The organism is Pseudomonas sp. AB39(2026) (assembly GCF_059831485.1).
This window is the reverse complement of the sequence record NZ_CP195212.1, coordinates 804,767-825,891: the sequence shown is the minus strand read 5'-3', so window position 1 is coordinate 825,891 and position 21,125 is coordinate 804,767. Positions and strand designations below refer to the sequence as shown.

At 61.3% G+C, this 21,125-nt stretch carries 21 protein-coding genes; 5 read left to right on the top strand and 16 right to left on the bottom strand.

Annotated features, from left to right (window positions below):
- The first annotated feature begins 19 nt into the window (after positions 1 to 19).
- Positions 20 to 922 (top strand): polyprenyl synthetase family protein, encoded by a 903-nt coding sequence (locus ACSAMW_RS03620; RefSeq protein WP_500592708.1) that lies wholly within the window; start codon positions 20 to 22, stop codon positions 920 to 922.
- Positions 923 to 960: 38 nt separating this feature from the next.
- On the opposite strand, the gene ACSAMW_RS03615 is transcribed toward ACSAMW_RS03620, so the two are convergent.
- The 5 genes from ACSAMW_RS03615 to ACSAMW_RS03595 all read right to left on the bottom strand — a co-directional run bounded on the left by ACSAMW_RS03615 (position 961) and on the right by ACSAMW_RS03595 (position 4,862).
- Positions 961 to 1,344, bottom strand: coding sequence for a hypothetical protein (locus ACSAMW_RS03615; RefSeq protein WP_500592707.1), 384 nt, complete (start codon positions 1,342 to 1,344; stop codon positions 961 to 963).
- 195 nt (positions 1,345 to 1,539) lie between these two features.
- Positions 1,540 to 1,731 carry a carbon storage regulator CsrA gene (gene csrA / locus ACSAMW_RS03610; RefSeq protein ID WP_500592706.1) on the bottom strand — a complete coding sequence of 64 codons (192 nt, stop codon included), beginning with the start codon at positions 1,729 to 1,731 and terminating at the stop codon, positions 1,540 to 1,542.
- Between the two features lie 270 nt (positions 1,732 to 2,001).
- Positions 2,002 to 2,232: a hypothetical protein gene (locus ACSAMW_RS03605; protein WP_500592705.1), complete on the bottom strand. Its 231-nt coding sequence runs from the start codon at positions 2,230 to 2,232 to the stop codon at positions 2,002 to 2,004.
- 13 nt (positions 2,233 to 2,245) lie between these two features.
- Positions 2,246 to 4,069: a glycoside hydrolase family 15 protein gene (locus tag ACSAMW_RS03600; protein ID WP_500592704.1), complete on the bottom strand. Its 1,824-nt coding sequence runs from the start codon at positions 4,067 to 4,069 to the stop codon at positions 2,246 to 2,248.
- The gene (locus ACSAMW_RS03595; RefSeq protein WP_500592703.1) at positions 4,062 to 4,862 is read right to left on the bottom strand and encodes a glucose 1-dehydrogenase; all 801 of its coding nucleotides are present in this window, start codon (positions 4,860 to 4,862) and stop codon (positions 4,062 to 4,064) included. The genes ACSAMW_RS03600 and ACSAMW_RS03595 overlap by 8 nt, the downstream gene beginning before the upstream one ends.
- A gap of 117 nt (positions 4,863 to 4,979) precedes the next feature.
- Between ACSAMW_RS03595 and ACSAMW_RS03590 the strand changes: the two genes are divergently transcribed.
- A complete protein-coding gene (locus tag ACSAMW_RS03590; protein WP_500592702.1) occupies positions 4,980 to 5,132 on the top strand; it encodes a hypothetical protein in 153 nt (50 codons plus the stop codon).
- A 45-nt stretch (positions 5,133 to 5,177) separates the two neighbouring features.
- Here the strand turns inward: ACSAMW_RS03590 and ACSAMW_RS03585 are convergent, their stop codons facing one another.
- The gene (locus tag ACSAMW_RS03585) at positions 5,178 to 6,221 is read right to left on the bottom strand and encodes a DNA topoisomerase IB (protein WP_500592701.1); all 1,044 of its coding nucleotides are present in this window, start codon (positions 6,219 to 6,221) and stop codon (positions 5,178 to 5,180) included.
- A 173-nt stretch (positions 6,222 to 6,394) separates the two neighbouring features.
- Here ACSAMW_RS03585 and ACSAMW_RS03580 point away from each other — a divergent pair, with 173 nt between their 5' ends.
- Both ACSAMW_RS03580 and ACSAMW_RS03575 read left to right on the top strand, forming a co-directional pair.
- Complete coding sequence (locus ACSAMW_RS03580; protein ID WP_500592700.1) at positions 6,395 to 7,021, top strand: response regulator; 627 nt, start codon at positions 6,395 to 6,397, stop codon at positions 7,019 to 7,021.
- Positions 7,015 to 10,674: an ATP-binding protein gene (locus tag ACSAMW_RS03575; RefSeq protein WP_500592699.1), complete on the top strand. Its 3,660-nt coding sequence runs from the start codon at positions 7,015 to 7,017 to the stop codon at positions 10,672 to 10,674. Before ACSAMW_RS03580 ends, ACSAMW_RS03575 begins: the two co-directional genes overlap by 7 nt.
- On the opposite strand, the gene ACSAMW_RS03570 is transcribed toward ACSAMW_RS03575, so the two are convergent.
- The 7 genes from ACSAMW_RS03570 to ACSAMW_RS03540 form a co-directional block, all read right to left on the bottom strand.
- Entirely contained in the window at positions 10,598 to 11,053 is a 456-nt protein-coding gene (locus ACSAMW_RS03570) for a metallophosphoesterase family protein (protein WP_500592698.1), read from the bottom strand. The genes ACSAMW_RS03575 and ACSAMW_RS03570 overlap by 77 nt on opposite strands.
- Before the next feature lie 21 nt (positions 11,054 to 11,074).
- Positions 11,075 to 11,920 (bottom strand): CopD family protein, encoded by an 846-nt coding sequence (locus ACSAMW_RS03565; RefSeq protein ID WP_500592697.1) that lies wholly within the window; start codon positions 11,918 to 11,920, stop codon positions 11,075 to 11,077.
- Positions 11,921 to 12,001: 81 nt separating this feature from the next.
- Positions 12,002 to 12,970, bottom strand: coding sequence for an NAD(P)-dependent oxidoreductase (locus tag ACSAMW_RS03560; protein WP_500592696.1), 969 nt, complete (start codon positions 12,968 to 12,970; stop codon positions 12,002 to 12,004).
- Between the two features lie 13 nt (positions 12,971 to 12,983).
- Entirely contained in the window at positions 12,984 to 14,273 is a 1,290-nt protein-coding gene (locus tag ACSAMW_RS03555; protein ID WP_500592694.1) for an MFS transporter, read from the bottom strand.
- A 33-nt stretch (positions 14,274 to 14,306) separates the two neighbouring features.
- A complete protein-coding gene (locus tag ACSAMW_RS03550) occupies positions 14,307 to 15,257 on the bottom strand; it encodes a sugar kinase (RefSeq protein WP_500592693.1) in 951 nt (316 codons plus the stop codon).
- Positions 15,250 to 16,032, bottom strand: a complete 783-nt coding sequence (locus ACSAMW_RS03545) for a sugar phosphate isomerase/epimerase family protein (protein WP_500593964.1) — start codon at positions 16,030 to 16,032, stop codon at positions 15,250 to 15,252. Before ACSAMW_RS03545 ends, ACSAMW_RS03550 begins: the two co-directional genes overlap by 8 nt.
- A gap of 85 nt (positions 16,033 to 16,117) precedes the next feature.
- Positions 16,118 to 17,107 (bottom strand): LacI family DNA-binding transcriptional regulator, encoded by a 990-nt coding sequence (locus ACSAMW_RS03540; RefSeq protein WP_500593963.1) that lies wholly within the window; start codon positions 17,105 to 17,107, stop codon positions 16,118 to 16,120.
- A 318-nt stretch (positions 17,108 to 17,425) separates the two neighbouring features.
- Between ACSAMW_RS03540 and ACSAMW_RS03535 the strand changes: the two genes are divergently transcribed.
- A complete protein-coding gene (locus ACSAMW_RS03535; protein WP_500593962.1) occupies positions 17,426 to 18,547 on the top strand; it encodes a glycoside hydrolase family 5 protein in 1,122 nt (373 codons plus the stop codon).
- Here ACSAMW_RS03535 and ACSAMW_RS03530 read toward each other — a convergent pair.
- From ACSAMW_RS03530 to ACSAMW_RS03520, 3 genes are read right to left on the bottom strand one after another with little or no spacing between them, the layout of a single operon-like run.
- Positions 18,516 to 19,280 (bottom strand): ABC transporter ATP-binding protein, encoded by a 765-nt coding sequence (locus ACSAMW_RS03530; protein WP_500592692.1) that lies wholly within the window; start codon positions 19,278 to 19,280, stop codon positions 18,516 to 18,518. The two genes, ACSAMW_RS03535 and ACSAMW_RS03530, sit on opposite strands and share 32 nt — an antisense overlap.
- Positions 19,277 to 20,107 (bottom strand): ABC transporter permease, encoded by an 831-nt coding sequence (locus ACSAMW_RS03525; protein ID WP_500592691.1) that lies wholly within the window; start codon positions 20,105 to 20,107, stop codon positions 19,277 to 19,279. Before ACSAMW_RS03525 ends, ACSAMW_RS03530 begins: the two co-directional genes overlap by 4 nt.
- A complete protein-coding gene (locus ACSAMW_RS03520; protein WP_500593961.1) occupies positions 20,104 to 21,033 on the bottom strand; it encodes an aliphatic sulfonate ABC transporter substrate-binding protein in 930 nt (309 codons plus the stop codon). The genes ACSAMW_RS03525 and ACSAMW_RS03520 overlap by 4 nt, the downstream gene beginning before the upstream one ends.
- Positions 21,034 to 21,125: the final 92 nt, after the last annotated feature.

Here is a 21,125-nt window from a genome sequence, read left to right as displayed (position 1 = left end):
GCCCAAAAGGATTGCCCGAATGAGCCTGAACCTACTCGCACAGCTCGACGAACGATCTTCCTGCGCGTGGGGCGAAATGCGTGAGGCTGTGGACGCGCGCCTCCAAGTGCTCTTGCCTGAGCCAGGCGACCATCATGAGTTGCTGACAGCCGCCATGCGGGAAAGCACGCTGGCGCCTGGCAAACGCATTCGGCCCTTGCTCCTGCTACTGGCTGCCCAAGGGCTTGGGGAGTCTCGGCCTGCTGTGGTGGACATGGCATGTGCGGTGGAAATGGTCCATGCCGCCTCACTGGTACTGGACGACCTGCCCTGCATGGACGACGCCAAGTTGCGCCGTGGCAAGCCCACACTGCATTTGAGCTTTGGTGAGGACGTTGCCATCCTGGCGGCTATTGCGTTGCTCAGCCGCGCGTTTGGCCTGCTCGCCAGCCTGGACATCGAGCCTGACCGCCGTGCAGCGCTAGTGGCCGAGTTGTCTCGTGCTGTGGGTAGCCAAGGCTTGGTGAGGGGGCAATACGAGGACCTGCGCGAAGGCCGGGGCGCGCGCAGCGCTGACGCCATCGCTCGTACAAACGAACTCAAGACCGCAGTGTTGTTCGATGCCACGTTGCAAATGGCGGCTATCGCTGCAGGCGCCAATGCCGAAACGCGGCAAGCATTGGGTGCGTTCGCGCTGGAACTCGGTCAGGCCTTCCAGCTCCTGGATGACCTTCAGGACGGTGCAAAAAGCGACACTGTGATCGGCAAGGACGTGGGCAAGGATGCTGGCAAATCCACGCTGGTAGCGGTGCTGGGCTGTCAAGGGGTCAAGGCCCGCCTGCGTCAGCATGTGCGTAATGCTGACCAGCTCTTAGGCAAGGTGTACGCGCCTGAGCAAGGGGTGCGCGTATTCGTGGGCGAGTTGTTTGCACGCTTTAGCTAACACTATGCGTATTCGCGCTTTAACACCGGGTACCGTGCCTAGAGCGCTTCAAGGGCCTTTCGCAGCTCCGCCGGGTCACTGAACTGGCGCTGGGCAGCCAGCTTTCCATCGCGCAGTTCCAGCCACTGCACACCCTCGCGTGAACCCTCGTAGCGGGGCGCTACGCGGCCCTCAGCGTCCAGTAGAATGCGGTATTGGGCAGATCGCATGGCCGGCACTGCGAATGCTCGGGCAACAGCCGGCATGCGCTCGATGTCAGCGATGTAGGCAGTATGTCGCCCTTCCAGGTAACCCTTTGATGAAGCGTCCAAGGCTGCGTTGACCAACCGTGCCGCTGACATGCTGCGAGCGATCAGCAATACGCGGGTATCGCTGGTCAGGGTGAAAGGCTGGTCGAACTGGTCGAGCAGGGTCCAGGGCATAATGGGGTCGCCTGGCTGCACCGCAAGAACGGAACCACTGGCACAGGTAAGAAGAAGGGCGAGGGCAACGCGCTTGAGCATGAGCAGACCTGGCATGAGCGTCATGGGCCTGGCCGGGCGGGTGCCCGGCCTAGAGAGGCGACGTTGACAGCAAGCCGCAGAATACCTGGCCCGGAAAGTTATCGTGTTGAGGAATCAGTGGTCGGCTTTGCCTGGCGCGGGCGTGCCGGCTTGAATCCGCTTGAAAATTTCTTCACGGTGAACCTGTACATCCTTGGGGGCATCGATGCCGATGCGGACTTGCATACCCTTTACGCCGAGGATGGTAATTTTGATGTCGTCATTGATGACGATGCTTTCGCCGACCTTTCGGGTGAGTATCAGCATTTAATGCTCCTTGATTCTTGCTAAATATCCGGTCTGTCGACGCACATGCGACGCTTGAACTGTAAAGACGCGGGTTGGACAGTTTAATTCCGTATTAATCCTTCGCCCCGTGAAGAAAAGTACTACAAGAGCGGGCGTGATAACGGACGTGGAGTATCGCCTGTAACCCGCCGCTGCGCCTAGACGGGTACGGCGCTAAAACATGAAAACTTGATAAAACGGTAGGCTTTTGTGCCGCAGTGCGGCCCAAATGCATGGGGGGCAGCAGCGCTACGGTAGCTCGCACGCTTTTGCAGCCTCAACGCCCGATGCACTAAGCTTGACCGGATAAACCATCTTATCCTCCTCAGGGGTATGGATCAGCCCTTTATCCCGAAGCGTTTGCACGCAGAGTTCGACCTGTTCGGCACCTCGGTAGTCATCCAGAATCTCCTTTCCCAAGCCTTTGGGGTGAGCGTGTAGCAGGCGTGTCAGTATTACTTTTTCAAGTTCGCTTTGCATAGTGAGGTCCTCGTCAAGGTTGCCAAGTGCTGCTGTCGCCAGTGAGCTTTCGATCCAGGAACGTTGCGGCACTGATCAATGCCAGGTGGCTGAGCGCCTGTGGCGTGTTGCCCAAGTGGCGACCGTTACGGTCGAACTCCTCGGCATACAGGTTCAGGGGGTTGGCGTAGCGCAGTAACTGCTCGAATTCCAAGTGCGCCTTATCCAGTTGCCCGGCCCGGGCCAAGCATTCGATGTACCAAAAGGAACAGGCTGTAAAGGCACCTTCTTCCCCGCTAAGGCCATCGGTGCCCTCGGTGTTACGGTAGCGGTAAACCATCCCATCCCGAACCAGGTCGCGTTCGATCACTTCCAGGGTGGCGAGCCATCGCGGATCGGTAGCGCCTACGAAACGGAACAGCGGCATCAGCAACATGGCTGCGTCTACTTCCGTGCTGCCGAGCCTTTGAACGAAATGGCCGGCGTCCGCGTTCCAGAAATTTTTCCAGATATCTTTATGTATGGCTTGTCGGACCTGATCCCACTGTTCAAAGGGGGCAGGCAATGAGCGCTTGTAGGCAAGCCGTATGGCACGGTCCACGGCCACCCAACACATGAGCCGTGAGTGCAGGAAGTGCTGAGGCGGCCCGCGCATTTCCCAAATGCCTACATCGGTTGTGTTCCACTGCTCGCACAGGCGATTTACAAGCACTTGGCAGTTTTCCCAGCCCTCGTGAGAAATCGCCTCGCCGTACTTATTGGCCAAGTACACGGCGTCCATCAGCTCGCCATAGATATCCAACTGCTTCTGCTCATAGGCCTGATTGCCGATGCGCACGGGCCGAGATCCCAAATGGCCAGCCAGGTGGTCGAGGTGTTCTTCGGGAAATTCTTTTTCACCGCCAATGCCATACACAATGCGCAAGGGCGAAGGCTCTCCGGAGCAGGAACTCACCCGCCTGCGCACCCATTGTACGAAAGCGTTCGCTTCATCGCTGAAGCCCAAGCGCATAAAGGCGTATACGGTGAAAGAGGCATCACGAATCCAGCAGTAGCGGTAGTCCCAGTTGCGCTCGCCTCCAGGTAACTCGGGCAGGCCGTAGGTGGCTGCTGCAAGAATACCGCCTTCGGTGCGAGAGGTTAGCAGCTTGAGCACCAGTGCAGAACGCTCCACGCTTTCACGCCAGCGGCCCCGGTAATTGCTTTTGCGCAGCCAGTGTCGCCAGAAGGTAAGCGTCTCATCCAGCAGGCAATCCAGGTTGCCAGGCTCGACCCGAGCGTCGTCAGCGTTACCGAATACGAAATCCACCGTTTGCCCGGCCTGGAGTTCGAATTCGGCGATGGCCGTGTGATCGTCCAGTTCGAGCGGCACGTTGCCTGTAATACGGACCGAAGGCTGACCTGCCGCACTGAAGACAATGCCATTGCCATCCGCTTCAGCATGGGTGTCCGCACGGCTATAGTCGTGGCGCACCCTGCAACGCATGCGGATAAGCGATGCACCCGTAATCATTTTGACCCGGCGCAACAGCAGAGGTGGCAGGGCTGGGTCCGCGACCACAGGCATCAAGTCGGTAACTTCCACCACCGCATCGCGGCTCAGCCAACGGGTGCGCAGGACGTTGCTGCCGGGCAGGTAGATCTGCAGGCGCCGGGCATCTGGCAGCCGTGGAGCAAGATCGAATACGCCAGCAGCAGGGGTATCCAGCAGGGCGGTGAAAAGCGATGGGCTGTCAAACTCTGGCCAGCACAGGTAATCAATGCTACCGGTGTCGGCTACCAGTGCGATAGCGCGCATGTTGCCAATTACGCCATGGCGTTGTATCGGGACCTGGGCAGTTTTACGGGCGTCATCCATTGTTGCGGAACTCCGGATACAGGCTCATGCCCCCATCCACGAACAACGTGGCCCCGTGCACATAGTCGGACAGGTCCGAGGCCAGCCATACAATGGCATTGGCCACGTCTTCCGGTTCACCCACGCGCCCATAAGGCACCAGGGTCAGCAGTTTTTTCTCAGCCTCGCCCTGAGTCGCCTTTTCATTGATAGCGGTGCGGATCGCACCCGGTGCGATGCCATTGACGCGGATACGCAGTTCACCGACTTCCTGGGCCAGGGTACGCATCAGCAGGTCTACACCACCTTTGGACGCGGCGTAGTTAGCGTGCCCAGCCCAGGGAATGACTTGGTGCACCGAACTCATGTGAATAATCTTGCCCAGCGCCCTGGACACGGTCCTGGTCTGGCCCTGTTTCTTGAACTGGCGCAACGCTGCACGTGCGCACAGAAACTGCCCCGTCAGGTTCACATCGATTACGGCGCGCCAATCTTCTAGGCTCATTTCAGTGATAGGAGCGTCTTTTTGCAAGCCGGAGTTGGCAACCAGAATATCCAGCGCGCCGAATGCTGAAACAGCGGCCTCGAACAGCCGCTCTACGTCCGCTTCCTGGCTCACATCCCCGCCAACAGCGATGGCCTGGCCACCTTGCTCACGAATAGAGTGTGCCAGGGCCTCGGCGGGCTCGGCATGGCGGTTGTAGTTGATAACTACTGCAGCGCCGGCTTCTGCAAGTGCCTTGGCCGCGGCATAGCCCAGCCCGGAGCTTGCGCCTGTGACCAAGGCCACTTGTTTATCAAGGGAGATCTGCATGTGAACATTGCCTTTCAAAAGTCACTTCTATGGGGACTGGCAAGCACGCTGATGAGTTCACCTCAAACTTTCTTCATGTTTGCGTTGCCCAACCTTAAACCCCGATGGAGAAAGACCATGACTGAACACTCCGAGCGAGAAGACCTTAACCACAATCCCGACGACGCTTCCAAAGTGGGTGAAACCCACAAGAAGCTCAACGAACAAGGGGAGGCACAGCGTCCCGAAAACAAGAATGAACCCGGGAACGCACCGGTCCCAACCCAGTAAGCGGGCTGTGATACCTGGCTTTTTCAGGCAAGGTATCGCCTCCCTCTAAACGGCTTCAGGCGCGCTGGTGACTTCGACCAGGTTCTCTAAAAAGGTCGCCAGTGCGACTTCTTCCAGCCTCAAGCCTTTGCGCTGCCTTGGCTTGGGTAGCTTGGCTAATTCGCCGAGCACAAAGCGTTCGAGCACCGCTGGGTGAATGTAACAACGGCGGCAGACGGCCGGCGTGTTGCCTAATTGCCGAGACACCTGCTTGACCATGTCCACAATATGTTTCTTGGCGTCTGGTTCGGGTTGCCAATGAAGCTCTCGTAGCATGGCCAAGGCCAGCGCACTGCCGGCCCAGGTACGGTAGTCCTTGGCGGTAAAGTCACTGCCGTGCAGCCCCTTAAGGTACTCGTTTACATCGTGGGAGCTGACGTGGTGGCGCTCCCCTTCGTCGTCCAGGTACTGAAACAGGTGCTGGCCGGGCAAATCCATGCAGCGCTTGATGATACGGGCCAGCCGCTTGTCCTTCAGGCTGATCTGATGCTCAACGCCACTTTTTCCTCGAAACTGGAAGGCGATCGCACTGCCTTTTACCGCTACGTGCTCGTTGAGCATGGTAGTCAACCCGTAGGAATGGTTATCGCGGGCATATTGGCTGTTGCCGACGCGAATCAAGGTAGCATCCAGCAGCGAAATCACAGTTGCCATGACTTTGTTGCGAGACAGCCCAGGCGTGGCCAAGTGCTCTTCCAGCTGGCGGCGCACCCTGGGCAGGCTTTTGCCGAACGCCAGCATGCGCGCATACTTGTTTTCGTCACGCACCTCCCGCCAGCGCTCATGATAGCGGTACTGCTTACGCCCTCTGGCGTCACGGCCGGTCGCCTGAAGGTGGCCGCGTGGGTCCGGGCAGATCCACACGTCCTCATACGCCGGCGGAATGGCCAAGGCGTTGATGCGCTGCACGTCTTCAGGGTTGGTGATGCGTTCGCCATCCGGGCGAGCGTAGACGAACTTGCCCCTGAGCTTGCGCCGCCGGATGCCCGGCTGGCTGTCGTCCACATAGTGCAGGTCTGGGGGCAGGTCGGGTAAAGCGATATCCGGCATGGCGAGTGTCCTTCAGGGCTTGATAGATGGACCGCGCCGTTGCCCTCAATGCTCCCTGGCCGAAAATTTCCTCCTTTCCTACAAATCACTCGGATGCTTCCTACAGACGCTCCTGGTACGCAGCCTTGATAATCCGCTCCTGAAAAATAGACGACAGCGCCAAGGAGGTGGACATGTACCGGGCCATGATCGTCGATGATCACCCCTTCATTCGGGCAAGCGTGGGGTTGTTGCTCGGCCAGGACGGCATTGAAGTGGCGGGTGAAACAGACAACGGCCGTGAGGCGCTGCAGATCGCCCGGGAGCACACCCCGGACCTGGCCATAGTAGATATCTCCATGCCCTTGCTCGATGGCCTCACGGTCATTCAGCGGCTGCATAGCCTGCGCCTCCCTACCAAGGTGCTGGTCCTAAGCTCCATGCCGGCTGAGTTCTATTCGCTTCGCTGCATGAAGGCGGGTGCCTATGGGTTCGTGGCCAAGAACAACGAACTAATGGAGCTACGCAAGGCCGTGCGCGCTGTACGCGCCGGCTATAGCTACTTCCCGGATGTGACGTTCAGCAGCGTACGCCGCGAAGATGCGCTGCGAAGCGAGCGGGAGTGCCTGGCAGAACTCAGTGACCGGGAGATTCTGGTGTTGCACCACCTGGCCAGGGGATACACCAATCGACTGATAGGTGAACACCTCGCCCTGAGCGCCAAGACAGTGAGCAGTTACAAGTACCGTCTCATGGAGAAGCTGGGCGTACCCTCCGTGGTGGCGCTGGCGGAGATCGCCCGGAGGCATCACCTGTGTTGACCCGAACGCAGCGCTTGAACGCGCGCTTTGTACTACTGATACTGGCCCTGGTTGCAGGCCTGGCCTCGCCCCTGGCGTGCGCTCAGAGCCCTTTGCTACATTCCCGCCTTTCAGTTGCCAAGGCCGATGTGGTGCAGCTTGAGCTGCCCGATGACGATCGTCGCTGGCTATGGCGCCGGCGCACGTTAAGGCTGGGAATAACCCGAATAGACTCGCCCCCGCTGGCTATGCTCGGCAACGGCCAGCACTATGAAGGCATCAGTGCCGAATACGTGAACATGCTGTCCGAGGCGTTTCGCCTGCAGGTGGCCGTCATACCTTTTGACACGCGCGATGAGGCACTAGGGGCGCTACGCGCCGGTGATATCGACCTGCTAGCGGGGGGCAGCGGCACAGACGAGGTAACGGAGGGGGTGCTATGCAGCCAGCCCTACGCTGTTGATGAGCCGGTTCTGGTACAGCGCGTAGATGCAGCAGGCATGGACGCCAGGGAACGCATGCCTATACTGGTCGTTCCAGACGACTACCTATCGGTCGCTGCCGCCGCCGGGCTGGCACCGGAGTATCAGGCCCAGGCTACGCCGTCATTGCTCACCGGCCTCGCCGCTGTCGCATTGGGCCAGGCGGATGCCGTGATCGCCAATGCCTCGACAGTGGCCGCGCAGCTGGCCCAGAGCCCACTGGCCGGGCGAGAGCAAGTCAGTTTTCTCCCACCAAGGCCTGCGGGTGTGGCCTTTCTTGTACGTGACGGCGAACACCGCCTGCTCAGACTCATCAATACTGCCCTGGCGGCGGCCAGCGACACCTGGAAACGTCAGGTGATAGAAACGTGGAGCCGTGGCGCTGCCAGGCTTAGCGAGGCGCAACCGTTGACAGTGGATGCTGCAGCCCGCCATTGGGTCGCCGCTCACCCACAGGTACGTGTGGGCTACCTCAAGGAATTCGCGCCCTTGAGTTTCGAAAATGAGGCAGGGCAGTTCAAGGGGCTGGCCGCCGATCTGCTGGCACGCATTGGCCAGCGCACCGGGATCAATTTCGTGCCAGTGCCCATGGCCTCACACGCCGCCCTTGTCGAAGCGCTGGAGGGAGGAAGCCTGGAACTGGGCGCGACCATGGCGTTCGACGCGGAGCACGCGTCTGGCCTACGCCTTGGCCGCTCTTGGATAAGCACGGTACCTGTGCTCGTCACCGCCGACACCACGGTACCCAATGACCCTCTGGCCGAATGGGAAGGGCAGGTCATTGCTGTCCCGGCATCACTGGGCCTTCACCACACCCTTGTTCAGCAATGGCCCGGTATCCGCTGGCAACTGCAGGACTCGGCACGTCATGCACTTGAACAGGTGATCAGCCGGCGAGCAGCGGGGGCCGTACTGCCTTATCTGCAGGCCCAGGCCATGTTGGCAGGCAGTTCCGGCAAGGCGCTGCGTATGGGGGCTGTCGTACCAGTCACGCCTCGCCGCTATGCGTTTGCAGCAGGTCCAGGCCAGCAGCCCCTGCTGGACATTCTGGACCAAGCCTTGCTGGGCTTCGAGCCCACGCTATTGGCCAACATGGCAAGGCGCTGGCGCAGCGAGATCCATATTGAGCCGGAGTGGCCCAGCCAGGCACGCTGGTTGGTGCCCGCGTTTACGCTGGCCGGTGCCATGCTGCTGATGGCCGTGGTCTGGATTCGCCTGCTGCGGCGCCAGATCCGGCGCCGCAAAATGGCCGAGCAGGCCTTGACCGATCAACTGGAGTTCACCCAGGTCATGATCGACGGTACGCCACATCCGGTGTATGTGCGTGACCAGCATGGCCGCCTGCGCGATTGCAACGCCAGCTACCTGGCCGCCTTGGGGGTAGAGCGTGCAGACGTAATCGGCCAGGCGGTTACCCGTATTCCCTTGGTTGACGACCAGGCACGTGAATATGAGGCCTTGTACCGTCAGGTGATCGCCGACGGGCAGCCTATTGTCGAAGATCGCCAGCTACGCCTTCGCAATGGTGAGCAACTGACGGTATTTCATTGGATGCTGCCGTACCGGGCCAGCAATGGCGAAATGGTGGGGCTGATAGGTGGGTGGATCGACATCACCGAGCGCCAGCGGCTGTATGACGCCCTGGAAAGTGCCAAGGAAGAGGCCGATGCGGCTAACCGCGCCAAGTCTCGTTTCCTGGCCACCGCCAGCCATGAAATCCGCACACCGATGAATGCCGTGCTGGGCATGCTGGAACTGGCGCTGCGAAAGGCTCAGACCGGCGAACTGGACACCCTGGCGATCAAGGTGGCTTCGGAGTCGGCCAGCGGTCTTTTGGAGTTGCTCAACGATATTCTGGACATCAGCCGTATGGAGTCTGGCCACCTGACGCTCAACCCACGCCCTGTGGAGGTGGATGCACTGGCACGGCAGGTGGTGCAGCTATACGACGCCAAGGCGCGTGAGAAAGCTCTCGCGCTGACGTTGGATATAAAGCCCTGTGACGGTTGGAGCGCATTGCTCGACCCGCTTCGTTTCCAGCAGGTGCTGGGTAACCTGCTCAGCAATGCCATCAAATTTACGCGCAAGGGTAGCGTTACGGTCAGCCTGAGCGCTGAAACGGTGGGCAACGAGCTGCTGGTGCGCCTGGTGGTGGAAGATACCGGCATCGGTATTCCCCAAGCAGACCTGCGGCACCTGTGCAAGCCGTACCAGCAGGCGGGTAACCATCAAATGTCAGGCCGCTCCGGTGCAGGCCTGGGCCTGTCCATCAGCCAGCACCTGTGCCGCATCATGGGTGGCGGCCTAGAGTTGTTCAGCCAGGAAGGCAAAGGCAGCCGGGTAGAAGCCTGCCTGCGCCTGCCGGTGTGTGACGCGGTCAACCCGGATACGCCTGCCCCAGCCCAGAACGTTGCCCAGACCCCCATGAGCGTGCTGGTGGTGGATGACCACGAGCCTAACCGTTTGCTCCTTGCGCAACAGCTCTACTACCTGGGCCACCGGGTGACGGTTGCCGTGGACGGTGCCCATGGCCTGCGTGAATGGTGCAGCCGCGGCGGCTTCGACGTGGTGATCTGCGACTGCGCCATGCCAGGGCTGGACGGTTACGACTTGGCACGGGCCATACGCCTGGAAGAGCAACGCAAGGGCTTGCCCCGGTGCCGGGTGCTGGCGTGTACGGCAGACACCAGCGGCGACCAGCGTTCACGTACCCGCGACGCCGGCATTGATGAGTGCCTGGGTAAACCTTTGGGCCTGGAGGCACTGGCGGCAGCGTTGGCACCTGCATTGACGGCCAGTGTACAGGCGCCCCCCCCCTTGGAGCACGATGGCCCGGATGCGTTGCAGGTACTGGCAGGGGGATGCTCGGCCTCGGCACGGCGTTTGCGCGACAGCCTGTTGCAAGCGCTCTCACAGGATTACCAGCGGTTGAAAGAGTTGCCAACGGCCTCCCCGGAGGTGGACGACGTGGTGCATCGGGTGAAAGGCGGTGCAAGGATCGTAGGTGCCAGGCCGTTGGTGGAATGCTGCGAGGCCATGGAGCGAGGAGAAGGTACTGTAGCCAGGTTGCTCACGGAAATCGAACGCCTGCAACGCCACTTGCGTGCGATGAGCTTCAATCAAGCCGTTGAAGATGTACCTGTGCCCCCTGAGGCCCGAGCGTCAGCAACGCGACCGAAACCGGCAGCTTGAAGCGCCGGGGGCCCGCGCTGCCAGGGTTGATGTAGAGCACGTTGCCGCGTTGCTCAGCCAGCGGCTTATGCGAGTGCCCGGTGATCACGACGGCAGTGCCTGCTGGCAGCGGGTCGGGCACATCAGCCATCTCGTGGGTGAGGAAGAAGGCGGTATCGTTCAATGTGAACTGTTCGTAGTCTGGCAGTGGCTCGGCCCACGGCAAGCCCCGGTCGTTGTTGCCGCGCACCACAGTCAACGGGGCAATAAGCCTCAACTGCTCAAGAATCTCCGGTTTGCCAATATCGCCTGCGTGAATCAGGTGGTCACAACCGGCCAGTGCCGCTTGGGCTTCAGCGCGTAGCAGGCCATGGGTGTCTGCAATCAAGCCAATCAGCACATCGCTGCTCCTGTGCAGGTATCAGGTAGTCGGTGGCAGCGTGCCAAGCAGTGCTACCGCCAGCAGGGCAACGGCCCCACAGCCCCATTCGAGTACCAATGTCAGCCGCAGGTTCGATGGAGTTGCCTTCAAGGCATGCCTGCGGTGCCTTAAGGCAAGGCCCAGCATACAGGCAACTGCGGCCAGCTTTACCAGCAGCGTGGTCGAGTAAAGGTTCATGCCTGGGAGCAGTGTGCCGGTGATGGCCCACAGGCTCACCAGCCCGGTAAGGGCCAGCACGCCTACCATGAACACGCCATAGCGGCCGAATGCCAAGGCAAGCTGGGCCGGTTTCAAGCCCGCCGGCTTGACCGCCACCCAACACAGCAACGCCAAACCGCCCAGCCAGCCACCTGTCGCAGCTAGGTGCAGTAATTGATTGAGTGAGAGCAAGGTCCCTGCAAAGCCACCGATCATGGCCGTATGGCCCACTGGGGCAAGGGTGGCAATGGCCAACGTGGCCAGGCCAAGGGCTACCCTGGGTGAACGCTGGCCGGGCAGCCGCCACCACACCAGTTGTAGCAGGCAGATCACCACGTGAACGGCCCATACATGGCCAAAGCTCGTACTCAGCAACAGGGTACGTAAGGTCGTACCTTGAATGCCGGTGTGCCAGCCTCCTGTAAAGCTTGCGCTGGTGGCCAGTAACCAGCCAACGCTGGTGAGAAAGGCCACCAGCGCTACCAGGCAGAGCACAGGGTCCATGCGCCGGCGCAGTGCTGGCAATTCAGGTGCGCCCCTCAGCAGCAAAGGGCGGAACAAGGCAATGCCGAACAGTGTGAGCACAGCAAAATAGTGGAAAAAACGAAGTACAACCAAAGCAGTCATGGCAGGGGCAGGTCCAGCCGGTAGGGCGGGCTACTCTACCAGCCAGGGCCTGAAGGGCCAAACACCTGCAGGCGCAGGCGGTCAGGGCACTTGGTTTGCCGGATCCAGCGGTGGGTTGCCAGCCAACACTGCCAACAGGTTGTCCACGGCGCAAGCTGCCATGGCCTCTCGGGTTTCGTGGGTGGCCGATCCGATGTGCGGCGTAGCCACCACATTAGGCAGGCGTAGCAAGGGCGAGTCGGTTTCCAAAGGTTCGCGCATGAACACGTCCAGCCCGGCACCTCGTATCTCACCCGCTTGCAATGCAGCGATCAGCGCCTGCTCGTCCACAACCGGCCCTCGGGCGATATTGATCAAAATGGCGCTGGGCTTCATCGTTGCCAGTTCCCGTTTGCCGATCAGGCCGCGGGTGGCGTCGGTCAAGGGCAGGGTGAGGCATACGAAGTCAGCCATCCCCAGCAGCTCATCCAGCGAGCAGTGGCGGGCGCCAAACCGATCGTCCACGTCAGCACGGGCGCGATGGCTGTGATACACCACCGGCATGCCAAACCCGAAGTGGCCCCGTTGGGCCAGTGCCTGCCCGATACGGCCCATGCCGACTATGCCTAGGGTCTTACCGTGAACATCGGTGCCAAAGTGCGCAGGTCCCAGGCTACTGGTCCATTCACCGGCCTTCACCCAATCCGCCAGCTCCACTACGCGGCGTGCCGTAGCCATCAATAGCGCAAACCCGGTATCTGCCGTGGTGTTGGTCAGCACGTTCGGTGTATGGGTCAGTTGGATGCCGCGCTCGGTAAGCGCTGGTACATCGTAGTTGTCGATGCCTACCGATACGCTGGAAATCACTTCCAGCTGGGGCGCCAGGTCTAGCAGGCCTGCGTCGATGCGCAGGCTGGCGCCCAACAGGCCATGGGCCGTTGGCAGCGCCTGGCGCAATGCCGCCAGGCCAGCCCCTTTTACATCATCGACGTAGGTTACTCGGGCAGCCGCTTCCAGGCGCGTTTTCAAAGGTTCAGACAGGGCCTTGTAGACCACAACGTGCTTTTTCATGGCAGTACCTTATTCAAACGTGAGCGGTGTGTGCAGGTGCCGGGGCGGCAATCACGGGGGAGGCGCGTGTGCGCAGGCACAGGGTAAGCACCGCCGAGATGGCCAGTGCCCCGCTCATGAACAGGTAGGAGGCCGACGGGCTTCCGGTGCTGCCATTGAGATAGCCCACTATCCAAGACCCCGCGAAAGACCCCAGGGCGCCCATGCTGTTGATCAGCGCCATGGCGCCACCCGCTACATTGCCCGGTAGAATTTCCGGCACGATGGCGAAAAAAGGGCCATAGGGTGCGTACATGCAGGCCCCTGCCAGCGTAAGCAGGGCGTAGGACCACCAGAAGTGCGTGTTGCCCAAGGCGTACGACCCATAAAATGCCAAGGCGGCCAACAGTAGAGGCGGCCATACGAAGTGCTTGCGCACTTGCAGCCTGTCCGAGCCCCATGAGCACAGGATCATCCCGACCACGGCGGCCAGGTAGGGCAGGGCAGACAACCAACCTGCCTCCACCATATCCATGGCCTGGCCTTTTTTCAGAATGGACGGCAGCCAGATCACAAAACCGTACACCCCGATGCTCCAGCAGAAATACTGTGCCGACAGCAGGATCACCTTGGGCGAGCGAAACGCCTGGGCGTAGTTTTTCACGGGCTTGAGGCCTTGTTGCTCGGCCGCCAAGGCACTTTCCAGCGCTGCTCTGTCCTCGTTTTTTAACCACTTCGCCTGGGCCGGGCGCTCGTCAGCCAGCTTCCACCAGACAAAGGCCCAGATCACCGCCGGCAGCCCTTCGATGATAAACATCCAGCGCCAGGAGTAGTGCTGCACCAGGTAACCGGAGACCACGGACATCCACAGCATGGTCACTGGGTTGCCTAGAATCAGAAAGGTGTTGGCCCGTGAGCGTTCGGCCCGGGTGAACCAGTGGCACAGGTACACCAGCATGGCAGGCATTACCACCGCTTCAACCACCCCTAGCAGGAAACGGATTGCAACCAGCCAGTAGGCGTCTGTGACCATGCCGGTGAGGCTCGCCAGCCCACCCCATAAAATCAGGCTCACGAAAATCAGCTTCTTGACGCTGCGTTTTTCCGCGTAGATCGCACCAGGCACCTGGAAAAAGAAGTAACCCAGGAAAAACAACGCCCCCAGCAACGACGACATACCTGGCGTGATGCTGAGGTCTTCGGCCATGCCGGAAGCAGCAGCAAAGCCGTAGTTGGCGCGGTCCAGGTAGGCCAGGCTGTAAGTGATGAACACCACCGGCATCAAGTACCACCAGCGACGGCTGGCCAGTTTCAACGTACTCATGATCACACTCCGCTTGTTATTGTCGTTCGGTGTCTACAACTCGAGTATGGGCCTGGCGGCATCCAGCTGTGCCTTGAGCGGCAAGCCCTCCATGTCGCCCTGGCTTTGAACTGCCAGGCTGCCTACCCAATTGCCTCGGCGTACGGCCTGGGCAAAACCCTGGCCTTCCAGCAGCGCACTGATGACGCCCACGGCAAAGCCATCACCGGCGCCCACGGTGTCCACTACCCGGTCGACCGCAAAGCCTGCGACCACGCCCTCTTGCTGGGCAGTACGGAAGTAGGCCCCTTCCGGCCCCAACTTGATGGCGACCGCTTCCACGCCATGGTCCAGGTACCAGGCCGCAATATCGGCCGGTGTTTCCTGCCCAGTGAGAAGGCGGCCCTCCGCCAGCCCAGGCAGCACCCAGTGGGCCTGGCACGCGAGTTCATTGACGGTGGCAACCATAGTGCGCGAATCGGGCCATAGCGACGGGCGCAGGTTGGGGTCGAAGGACACACTGTGCCCGGCAGCACGCATTTGGGCGATTAGGTAGCTCGATACCTCTTTGGCGCTGGCCGATAGCGCCGGCGGAATACCGGTGGCATGTAAATGGCGAGCGGTGAGCAGGGAAGGGTCCACGTCGCTGATGCTCAGGGCGCTGGCGGCGGAGTTGCGACGGAAATATTCCACCGTGGGGTCTCGCCCGTCCTCTTCGCTGGACTTCAACTGAAAGCCGGTGGGCCGCTGTGGGTCAGTACGTACGAACCGGCAATCCAACCCTTCCTGTATCAGGCTGTCCTGTACGAACCGGCCCAGCGAGTCGGCCCCCACACGGCTGAGCCAGGCGACATTCAGGCCCAGGCGTGCCAGCCCGATGGCCACGTTGTTGTCAGCCCCGGCGATGCGTTTGTGAAAACGCCCTACCTTGGCAAGGTCGCCGTATTCCTCGGCCACGAACATGGCCATGGTTTCACCGAAGCCGAGCATGTCGTAATCAGGCATGGGTGCAAGCCTCCTTAGTATGCAGAGAGGCCAACTCTGTTACGCGACGGCCGACCTCAGTGCTGAGGTCATCGCCTTGTAGCGGGTACTCGATGGCCCGGGTAATACCCTTGGGAAAGCGGCCAAGCAGGTCGGACCAGGCGTCCAGGTCACAGGGCTGCGGTGGGAGGGCAATCAGCTTGCCAGCAGCGTTGAGCCGAACGGCCTTGCAGTGCAGGTATTCCACGAGGTGCCCCAATTGCTCTGCGGCCCCTAGTACAGATTGCCCTTGCCACAGCCAGTTGCCGATGTCGAACGTCATACCCACGGGCACGGCGCGGGCCTGCGCACCCGCGAAGAATGCCACCAGGGGCTCGATACGGCCGCCTTGGAGAGTCTGGTCGTTTTCTACCAACAGGTGTACTTGGGATTCGGCAAGCTGCGCGGCCAATGCCGTAAGGTCGGCCTCAGCTGTGAAGTGCCCCAGCGACACCTTGAGCCAGATCGCCCCGGCGGCATGGGCCTGGCCCAAGACCTTTGGCAGCGAGGGGTTGAGCCCGGGGGTGTCTGCCTTCCAGAGTTCAAGTGGAGAGGAATACACCAGCTTGAGCTGATGCCGCGTGGCCAGGGCTGCGTAGGCCTGCAGGTCCGGTGAGGGCTCCAGCAATTCTTCGCGCAGTTCGATGTGGGTAGCACCGGCCTGCGCCACCTGCTCGAAATAAGACGCTTGCCCGCGGCGGCGGACGTTGTCCGCGCCGAAGCTGGACAGGCTGATGGCAACGGGTTGCTTCATTATTGTTCTCCTTTGAAACCGGTTTCATTTCAATGCGTGGCGTGAGATGCCTGGTGCAGTGATAGCGCAGCAAACGGGTTAACGGGTGTTAGGCGAGTTGGCGAGACGGCGTTGAGCCGCGCACCACCAGTTCGCCCGGCAAATCAATCTGGCGGCTGGGGCTAAGGTCGCCCCGCAAGCGCTGAAGCAGGCAGTCGAACGCCGTCCGACCTATGGCGTCTGTCGGTTGGGCCAGGGCCGTGATGCCGCTGCCCACCAGGGGGTACCAATCCAGATCGTCCAAGGCAATCAGGCCCACGTCTGTGAACAGCTGGCAGCCCGAAGTTCGCAGTGCGTGAGTCGCGGCGAGGGCAGCTACACCATTGGCGCAGAACAAGGCCCTTGGGCCGTGTTTTTCCTCGGACAGAAAGGTTGCCAGTGCAGCGGGCAGACCAGCGCCGGTGCCAATGACCTGGCCGCGAATGCCGGGCACCCGGCCGATACAGGCCTCGAAGGCGGCACACCGCTCGCCTCGGGAACTGGCGCCCTCCGGCGGCTCTGTGATTAGGGCCAGGTCTCGGTAGCCGCGGGCAATAAGGTGCTCTAGGGCCAGGCTTACCGCAGCAGCGTTGTCCAGGCCCACAAGGTCCATCCCCAAAGCCTCGACCTTGCGGTCCAGCAGCACAACAGGGACCTTGCCATGCAGTGCGCGCAGTTGCTCGGGGTGCCGGCCTAGCGTGTTCACGATCAGCCCTTCGATGTTATACGCCAGCAATGCCTGCAACTGGCGGTCTTCCTGTTCCGGATCGCGGTCGGTATTGCACACTACCAGGCTATAGCCATGCTGCCGGCAGGCGGTTTCTATTCCATGCATCACGGCGATGGAGTAGGGGTTGCGGATGTCCGCCATAAGCAGCCCGATCAGGCGGGTGCGCCCGCGCTTGAGTCCTCGGGCCATCTGGTTGGGGCGGTAGCCCAGCGAAGTGATGGCGGCTTCAATGCGTTGGGCGATACCTGCAGACAGCAGGTGGCGGTCCTCACCTATGAAGCGGGACACGCTGGCCTTTGAGACCCCGGCGTGGCGAGCAACATCGTCCATGGTGGCGCGGGGCGCCAGGAAGGGACTGTTCACGGGCCTGTCTTCCTTATGATTATCTGACAGCTGAAACCGGTTTCAGGAAACCCCATTCCAGCCTTTTCGTCAAGCTGCCACTGGTCGCTGCCAGCAGGTCTGGCGAGGCGTTGGAAAGATTCCACCTTTCCTACAGCGCTTTCAGATACTCCCTGCATCCCCTGGCTTAGCGCCCGGCTAGGGTGAGCGCCCACAGAACGGGAGGCGGTTGTGATGTACACACTACGTATTCTAGTGCTCATGCTGTGCGGGCTGGTGACGCCCAGTACGTGGGCGGCAGACCTGATGGCCTTCTGGTCAACACCGCAGCGGGGCGCCAACAGCTTCAATCGGCTGCCCCCAAGCCAGGCGTATTTCGATGCACTGGCAGCCACCGGGGCAACTTGGGTACGCCTGGCCTATGACAAATGGCCCAGCGAAGAACGCGATTTTCTCATGGGCGATGCGGACGGTTATGACGGCCTTGTGGCCGACGACCTGGACACCCTGGTGGGTACCCTGGACCGTGCCCACCAGGCAGGCCTGAAAGTCGTAGTCGTTCCGCTGTCGCTACCGCTGATGCGTTGGTCGCAGAACAACGAAGGCCGGTTTGATGACCGCCTGTGGACAGACTTCCGCACCTGGCGTGAGCCAGCGGACTTCTGGCGGGAACTGGCCCTGGCCTTGCGGGACCATCCCGCCGTGGCGGCCTACAACCTGATCAATGAGCCGGCCCCCGAGCGCAACAGCGAACTGACCGAGCACGCCCCGCCAGCCGTGGCTCAGGCCTGGTATGCCGCCAACCGGGGCAGCGCTCGGGACCTGCCAGCGTTCTACAACAAACTGCTGGCCGCCATTCGTAGCGTGGACCCTGACACCCCAGTGATGCTGGACGCTGGCTGGTATGCGGCAGCCGACGCCTTCGCCTATTGGCCTTCCCCTGCCCCGGATTCACGGGTGCTGTACAGCGTTCACCTGTACGAACCCTGGCAAGCCACCAGCGACCCGGCCATGTTCAAACGGCCACTGGTGGCTTATCCCGGCCCGGCCCCCTTTGGAGGGGAGATCCAGCAATGGGACGCAGAACGGGTAGCGACGTATGTGGCCACGTTCACCAGGTGGGCCGATACCTTGGGCATCCCGGCCAACCGCAGGGTAGTGGGGGAACTGGGCTGCCTACGGCGATGGCCAGGCTGTGGCGCCTACCTTGAAGATGTGCTGGGCTCGGTAGAGCGGGCAGGCCTCCACTGGGCGTTCTATGCGTTCCGGGAAGACAGCTGGGATGGCATGGACTACGAGTTGGGCACGGCGCCGGTGCCTTGGGCGTACTGGAAGGCTGTGGAGGCCGGGGCGCCAGACACCGTCCCTCGACTGGGCAGCCCGCTGTTCGAGATCATCAGGCGCTACTTGCAGCAGGGTGCGCCGTGACCACAGGCGAGCGCGCATGGGCCTGGCCTATCTCCAGCTCAGCCAATGCCTGGGCTTTGAGTGATGCCAGCGTTTCGCTTCCACGCTCTCGAGGGTGCGGCAAGCCTATTGCCAGAGTATGGCGAAGGGTACCGGGGCGGTTGCCAATGATCAGCACGCGGTCGCTCAGGTAAAGCGCTTCATCAATGTCATGGGTGACCAGCAGCACAGTGATCCCGTGGCGACGGGCCAATTGCCGTAGCAGGTCCTGTAGTTTGAACCGGGTGAAGGGGTCTACTGCGCTGAAAGGCTCGTCCAGCAGCAATACACGGGGCTGGCCATACAGGCTTCGGGCAATGGCGACACGCTGGGCCATGCCGCCCGACAAGGCCTTGGGCAGCGCCTGCTCGAAGCCCGCCAGCCCCACTTCGGCGATCAATTGCCGCACGCGTATGCGGTCGTAGGCCTTGTCGTCGGCAAACCCTATGTTGGCTTCCACGCTCAGCCATGGCATGAGGCGAGGTTCCTGGAACACAAAGCCCAAAGGGCCTGGCGCCCGTTGCAGGGTGCCCTCATAGTCGGTGTCCAGCCCGGCGGCAATCCTCAGCAACGTGCTTTTACCACAGCCGCTCTGGCCCAGCAGGCTCACGATTTCCCCCTCGGTCAGTTGCAGGTGCAGGCGCCCCAACACAGGACCGCTTGCAAACCCTTTGCCGACCAGTTTCAGATCCAGCAACGTAGACGATGTGCTCATGGCTCAGAGCCCTCCCCAGTGAAGGTGTCGCGCCAGCTCAACCAGTGGCGTTCGGCTTTCGCCAGCAGGCCATCGCTGAGTTTCCCCAGCAGTGCCAGTACGATAATGGCGGCCAGCACAATGTCAGGGCGCGACGTTTCCCGGCCATCACTGAGCAGGTAACCAAGGCCTTTGCTGGCGGCAATCAACTCTGCGGCTACCAGAAACATCCAGGCCAGGCTCAGGCCGCCACGCAGCCCCGTGACCAGGCCAGGCAGCGCAGCCGGCAGCAGAATACGGCGAAGCAATCGCCCACGGCTGAAACCATATTGTTGCCCGACCTCTATCAGTTTGCGATCAATGTTGCGCAGGGCCGCCACCCCGTTGAGGTACACCGGGAAAAAGGCACCGATGGCAATCAGCACCACCTTGGACGTTTCGCCGATGCCAAGCCACAGCAGTAACAGAGGGACCCAGGCCAGGCTGGGGATGGCCCGTAGGGCGGACAGCATGGGCTCAAGATAGGCCTCAGCTTCTCGGCTCAGGCCTACCCAGGCACTGAGCACCAGCGCAAGGCTGGCACCCAAGGTGAAGCCTGCAGCCACTCGCGCCACGCTGCTGCCGATGTGCGACCAGAGAGGGCCAGCTGCCAGGTCCGCCAAGGTCAGGGCCACTTCGCTAGGGGGCGGCATTTGGTAAGCCGGAAGCACGCCCGCTCGCGCCACGGTCTCCAGCAACAAAAGAATCGCGGCAGGCACTGCCCAACCTTTCGCCCGGCTACGCCAGCTGCGCCGGAGGGCTTGCACGTTGGGCGCGGCTACGTGCCGGTCAGTGCCCACATTACTCATGGCTTGGCTGGCGCTGCTGAGGGTGTAAAGCCCGTGTCGATGAGCCCATCGATCACCTGGTTCACGTCCACGCCCTTGCGCACCAACGCTTCAGACACCAGCACAGGCGCAGCGGCTTTGGACGCAGCAATGTCCGCGGCCGTGAGCCAGGGTTGGCTCAGGTCGGTACGGGACAATTGGAGCTTGGCTACCTCCAAGGGCAGTTTGGACTCCTCGGCCAGCAATTGCGTAAATTGTTCAGGGTGTGCCACCGCCCACTGTCGCGCCTGTTCATAGGCGTTGAGGACCGTACGTACTGTATCAGCATGGGCTTTAGCGTAGTCATCGGTAACGCTCACGACACCGAAGCTGTTGAAGGCCTTGTTACGGTACAGCAGGCGTGAGCCTGCCTGGATCTCGCTGGCCGCCATGTGCGGGTCCAGCCCAGCCCAGGCGTCAACGTCGCCCTTTTCAAGCGCGGTACGGCCATCGGGGTGTTGAAGGTGCACCAGCTCCATATCGTTCTTGTTCAAGCCCACGGTTTGCAGGGCACGGAGGGTAAACAGGTAAGGGTCGGTCCCCTTGGTGGCGGCGATTTTCTTGCCTTTGAGGTCTGCCAAAGTAGCCAGCGGCGAATCCTTGGGTACTACCAGTGCAGTCCACTCGGCACGGCTGTAGACATACACGGACGTTACGGGGCTACCGTTGGCCCGGGCCAGCACGGCCGCCAGGCTGGCGGAGGACGCGAAATCCACACCGCCAGTATTCAAGTATTCCAATGAGCGGTTGCTGCCTTGGCTGAACACCCAGCTCACCTTGGCTGCCGGAAAGGCTTTTTCTACCAGCCCCAAATGCTTGAGTACCAGGCTCACGGGTGAATAATAGGCGTAGTCGAGCCGGACTTCAGGCGGCGTTGTGTCTGCCTGTGCAGCAGCGCCAAGGCCCATGGCAAGGGCCAGCCCTGCAACGGCGTGTGCGATATGAGACAACATACGGGAACGTGACAAGGCAGGCATGATCGGCATCCAGATCAGGGCAG

What these genes read in the sequence shown, in the direction of transcription:
- ACSAMW_RS03550 (WP_500592693.1), bottom strand. Translation starts at nt 15,257, where the DNA reads ATGCCTGATTACGACATGCTCGGCTTCGGTGAAACCATGGCCATGTTC.
- csrA (WP_500592706.1), bottom strand. Translation starts at nt 1,731, where the DNA reads ATGCTGATACTCACCCGAAAGGTCGGCGAAAGCATCGTCATCAATGAC.
- ACSAMW_RS03555 (WP_500592694.1), bottom strand. Translation starts at nt 14,273, where the DNA reads ATGAGTACGTTGAAACTGGCCAGCCGTCGCTGGTGGTACTTGATGCCG.
- ACSAMW_RS03520 (WP_500593961.1), bottom strand. Translation starts at nt 21,033, where the DNA reads ATGGGCCTTGGCGCTGCTGCACAGGCAGACACAACGCCGCCTGAAGTC.
- ACSAMW_RS03600 (WP_500592704.1), bottom strand. Translation starts at nt 4,069, where the DNA reads ATGGATGACGCCCGTAAAACTGCCCAGGTCCCGATACAACGCCATGGC.
- ACSAMW_RS03580 (WP_500592700.1), top strand. Translation starts at nt 6,395, where the DNA reads ATGTACCGGGCCATGATCGTCGATGATCACCCCTTCATTCGGGCAAGC.
- ACSAMW_RS03585 (WP_500592701.1), bottom strand. Translation starts at nt 6,221, where the DNA reads ATGCCGGATATCGCTTTACCCGACCTGCCCCCAGACCTGCACTATGTG.
- ACSAMW_RS03595 (WP_500592703.1), bottom strand. Translation starts at nt 4,862, where the DNA reads ATGCAGATCTCCCTTGATAAACAAGTGGCCTTGGTCACAGGCGCAAGC.
- ACSAMW_RS03535 (WP_500593962.1), top strand. Translation starts at nt 17,426, where the DNA reads ATGGCCTTCTGGTCAACACCGCAGCGGGGCGCCAACAGCTTCAATCGG.
- ACSAMW_RS03530 (WP_500592692.1), bottom strand. Translation starts at nt 19,280, where the DNA reads ATGAGCACATCGTCTACGTTGCTGGATCTGAAACTGGTCGGCAAAGGG.
- ACSAMW_RS03540 (WP_500593963.1), bottom strand. Translation starts at nt 17,107, where the DNA reads ATGGACGATGTTGCTCGCCACGCCGGGGTCTCAAAGGCCAGCGTGTCC.
- ACSAMW_RS03565 (WP_500592697.1), bottom strand. Translation starts at nt 11,920, where the DNA reads ATGACTGCTTTGGTTGTACTTCGTTTTTTCCACTATTTTGCTGTGCTC.
- ACSAMW_RS03590 (WP_500592702.1), top strand. Translation starts at nt 4,980, where the DNA reads ATGACTGAACACTCCGAGCGAGAAGACCTTAACCACAATCCCGACGAC.
- ACSAMW_RS03620 (WP_500592708.1), top strand. Translation starts at nt 20, where the DNA reads ATGAGCCTGAACCTACTCGCACAGCTCGACGAACGATCTTCCTGCGCG.
- ACSAMW_RS03605 (WP_500592705.1), bottom strand. Translation starts at nt 2,232, where the DNA reads ATGCAAAGCGAACTTGAAAAAGTAATACTGACACGCCTGCTACACGCT.
- ACSAMW_RS03560 (WP_500592696.1), bottom strand. Translation starts at nt 12,970, where the DNA reads ATGAAAAAGCACGTTGTGGTCTACAAGGCCCTGTCTGAACCTTTGAAA.
- ACSAMW_RS03615 (WP_500592707.1), bottom strand. Translation starts at nt 1,344, where the DNA reads ATGCCCTGGACCCTGCTCGACCAGTTCGACCAGCCTTTCACCCTGACC.
- ACSAMW_RS03525 (WP_500592691.1), bottom strand. Translation starts at nt 20,107, where the DNA reads ATGAGTAATGTGGGCACTGACCGGCACGTAGCCGCGCCCAACGTGCAA.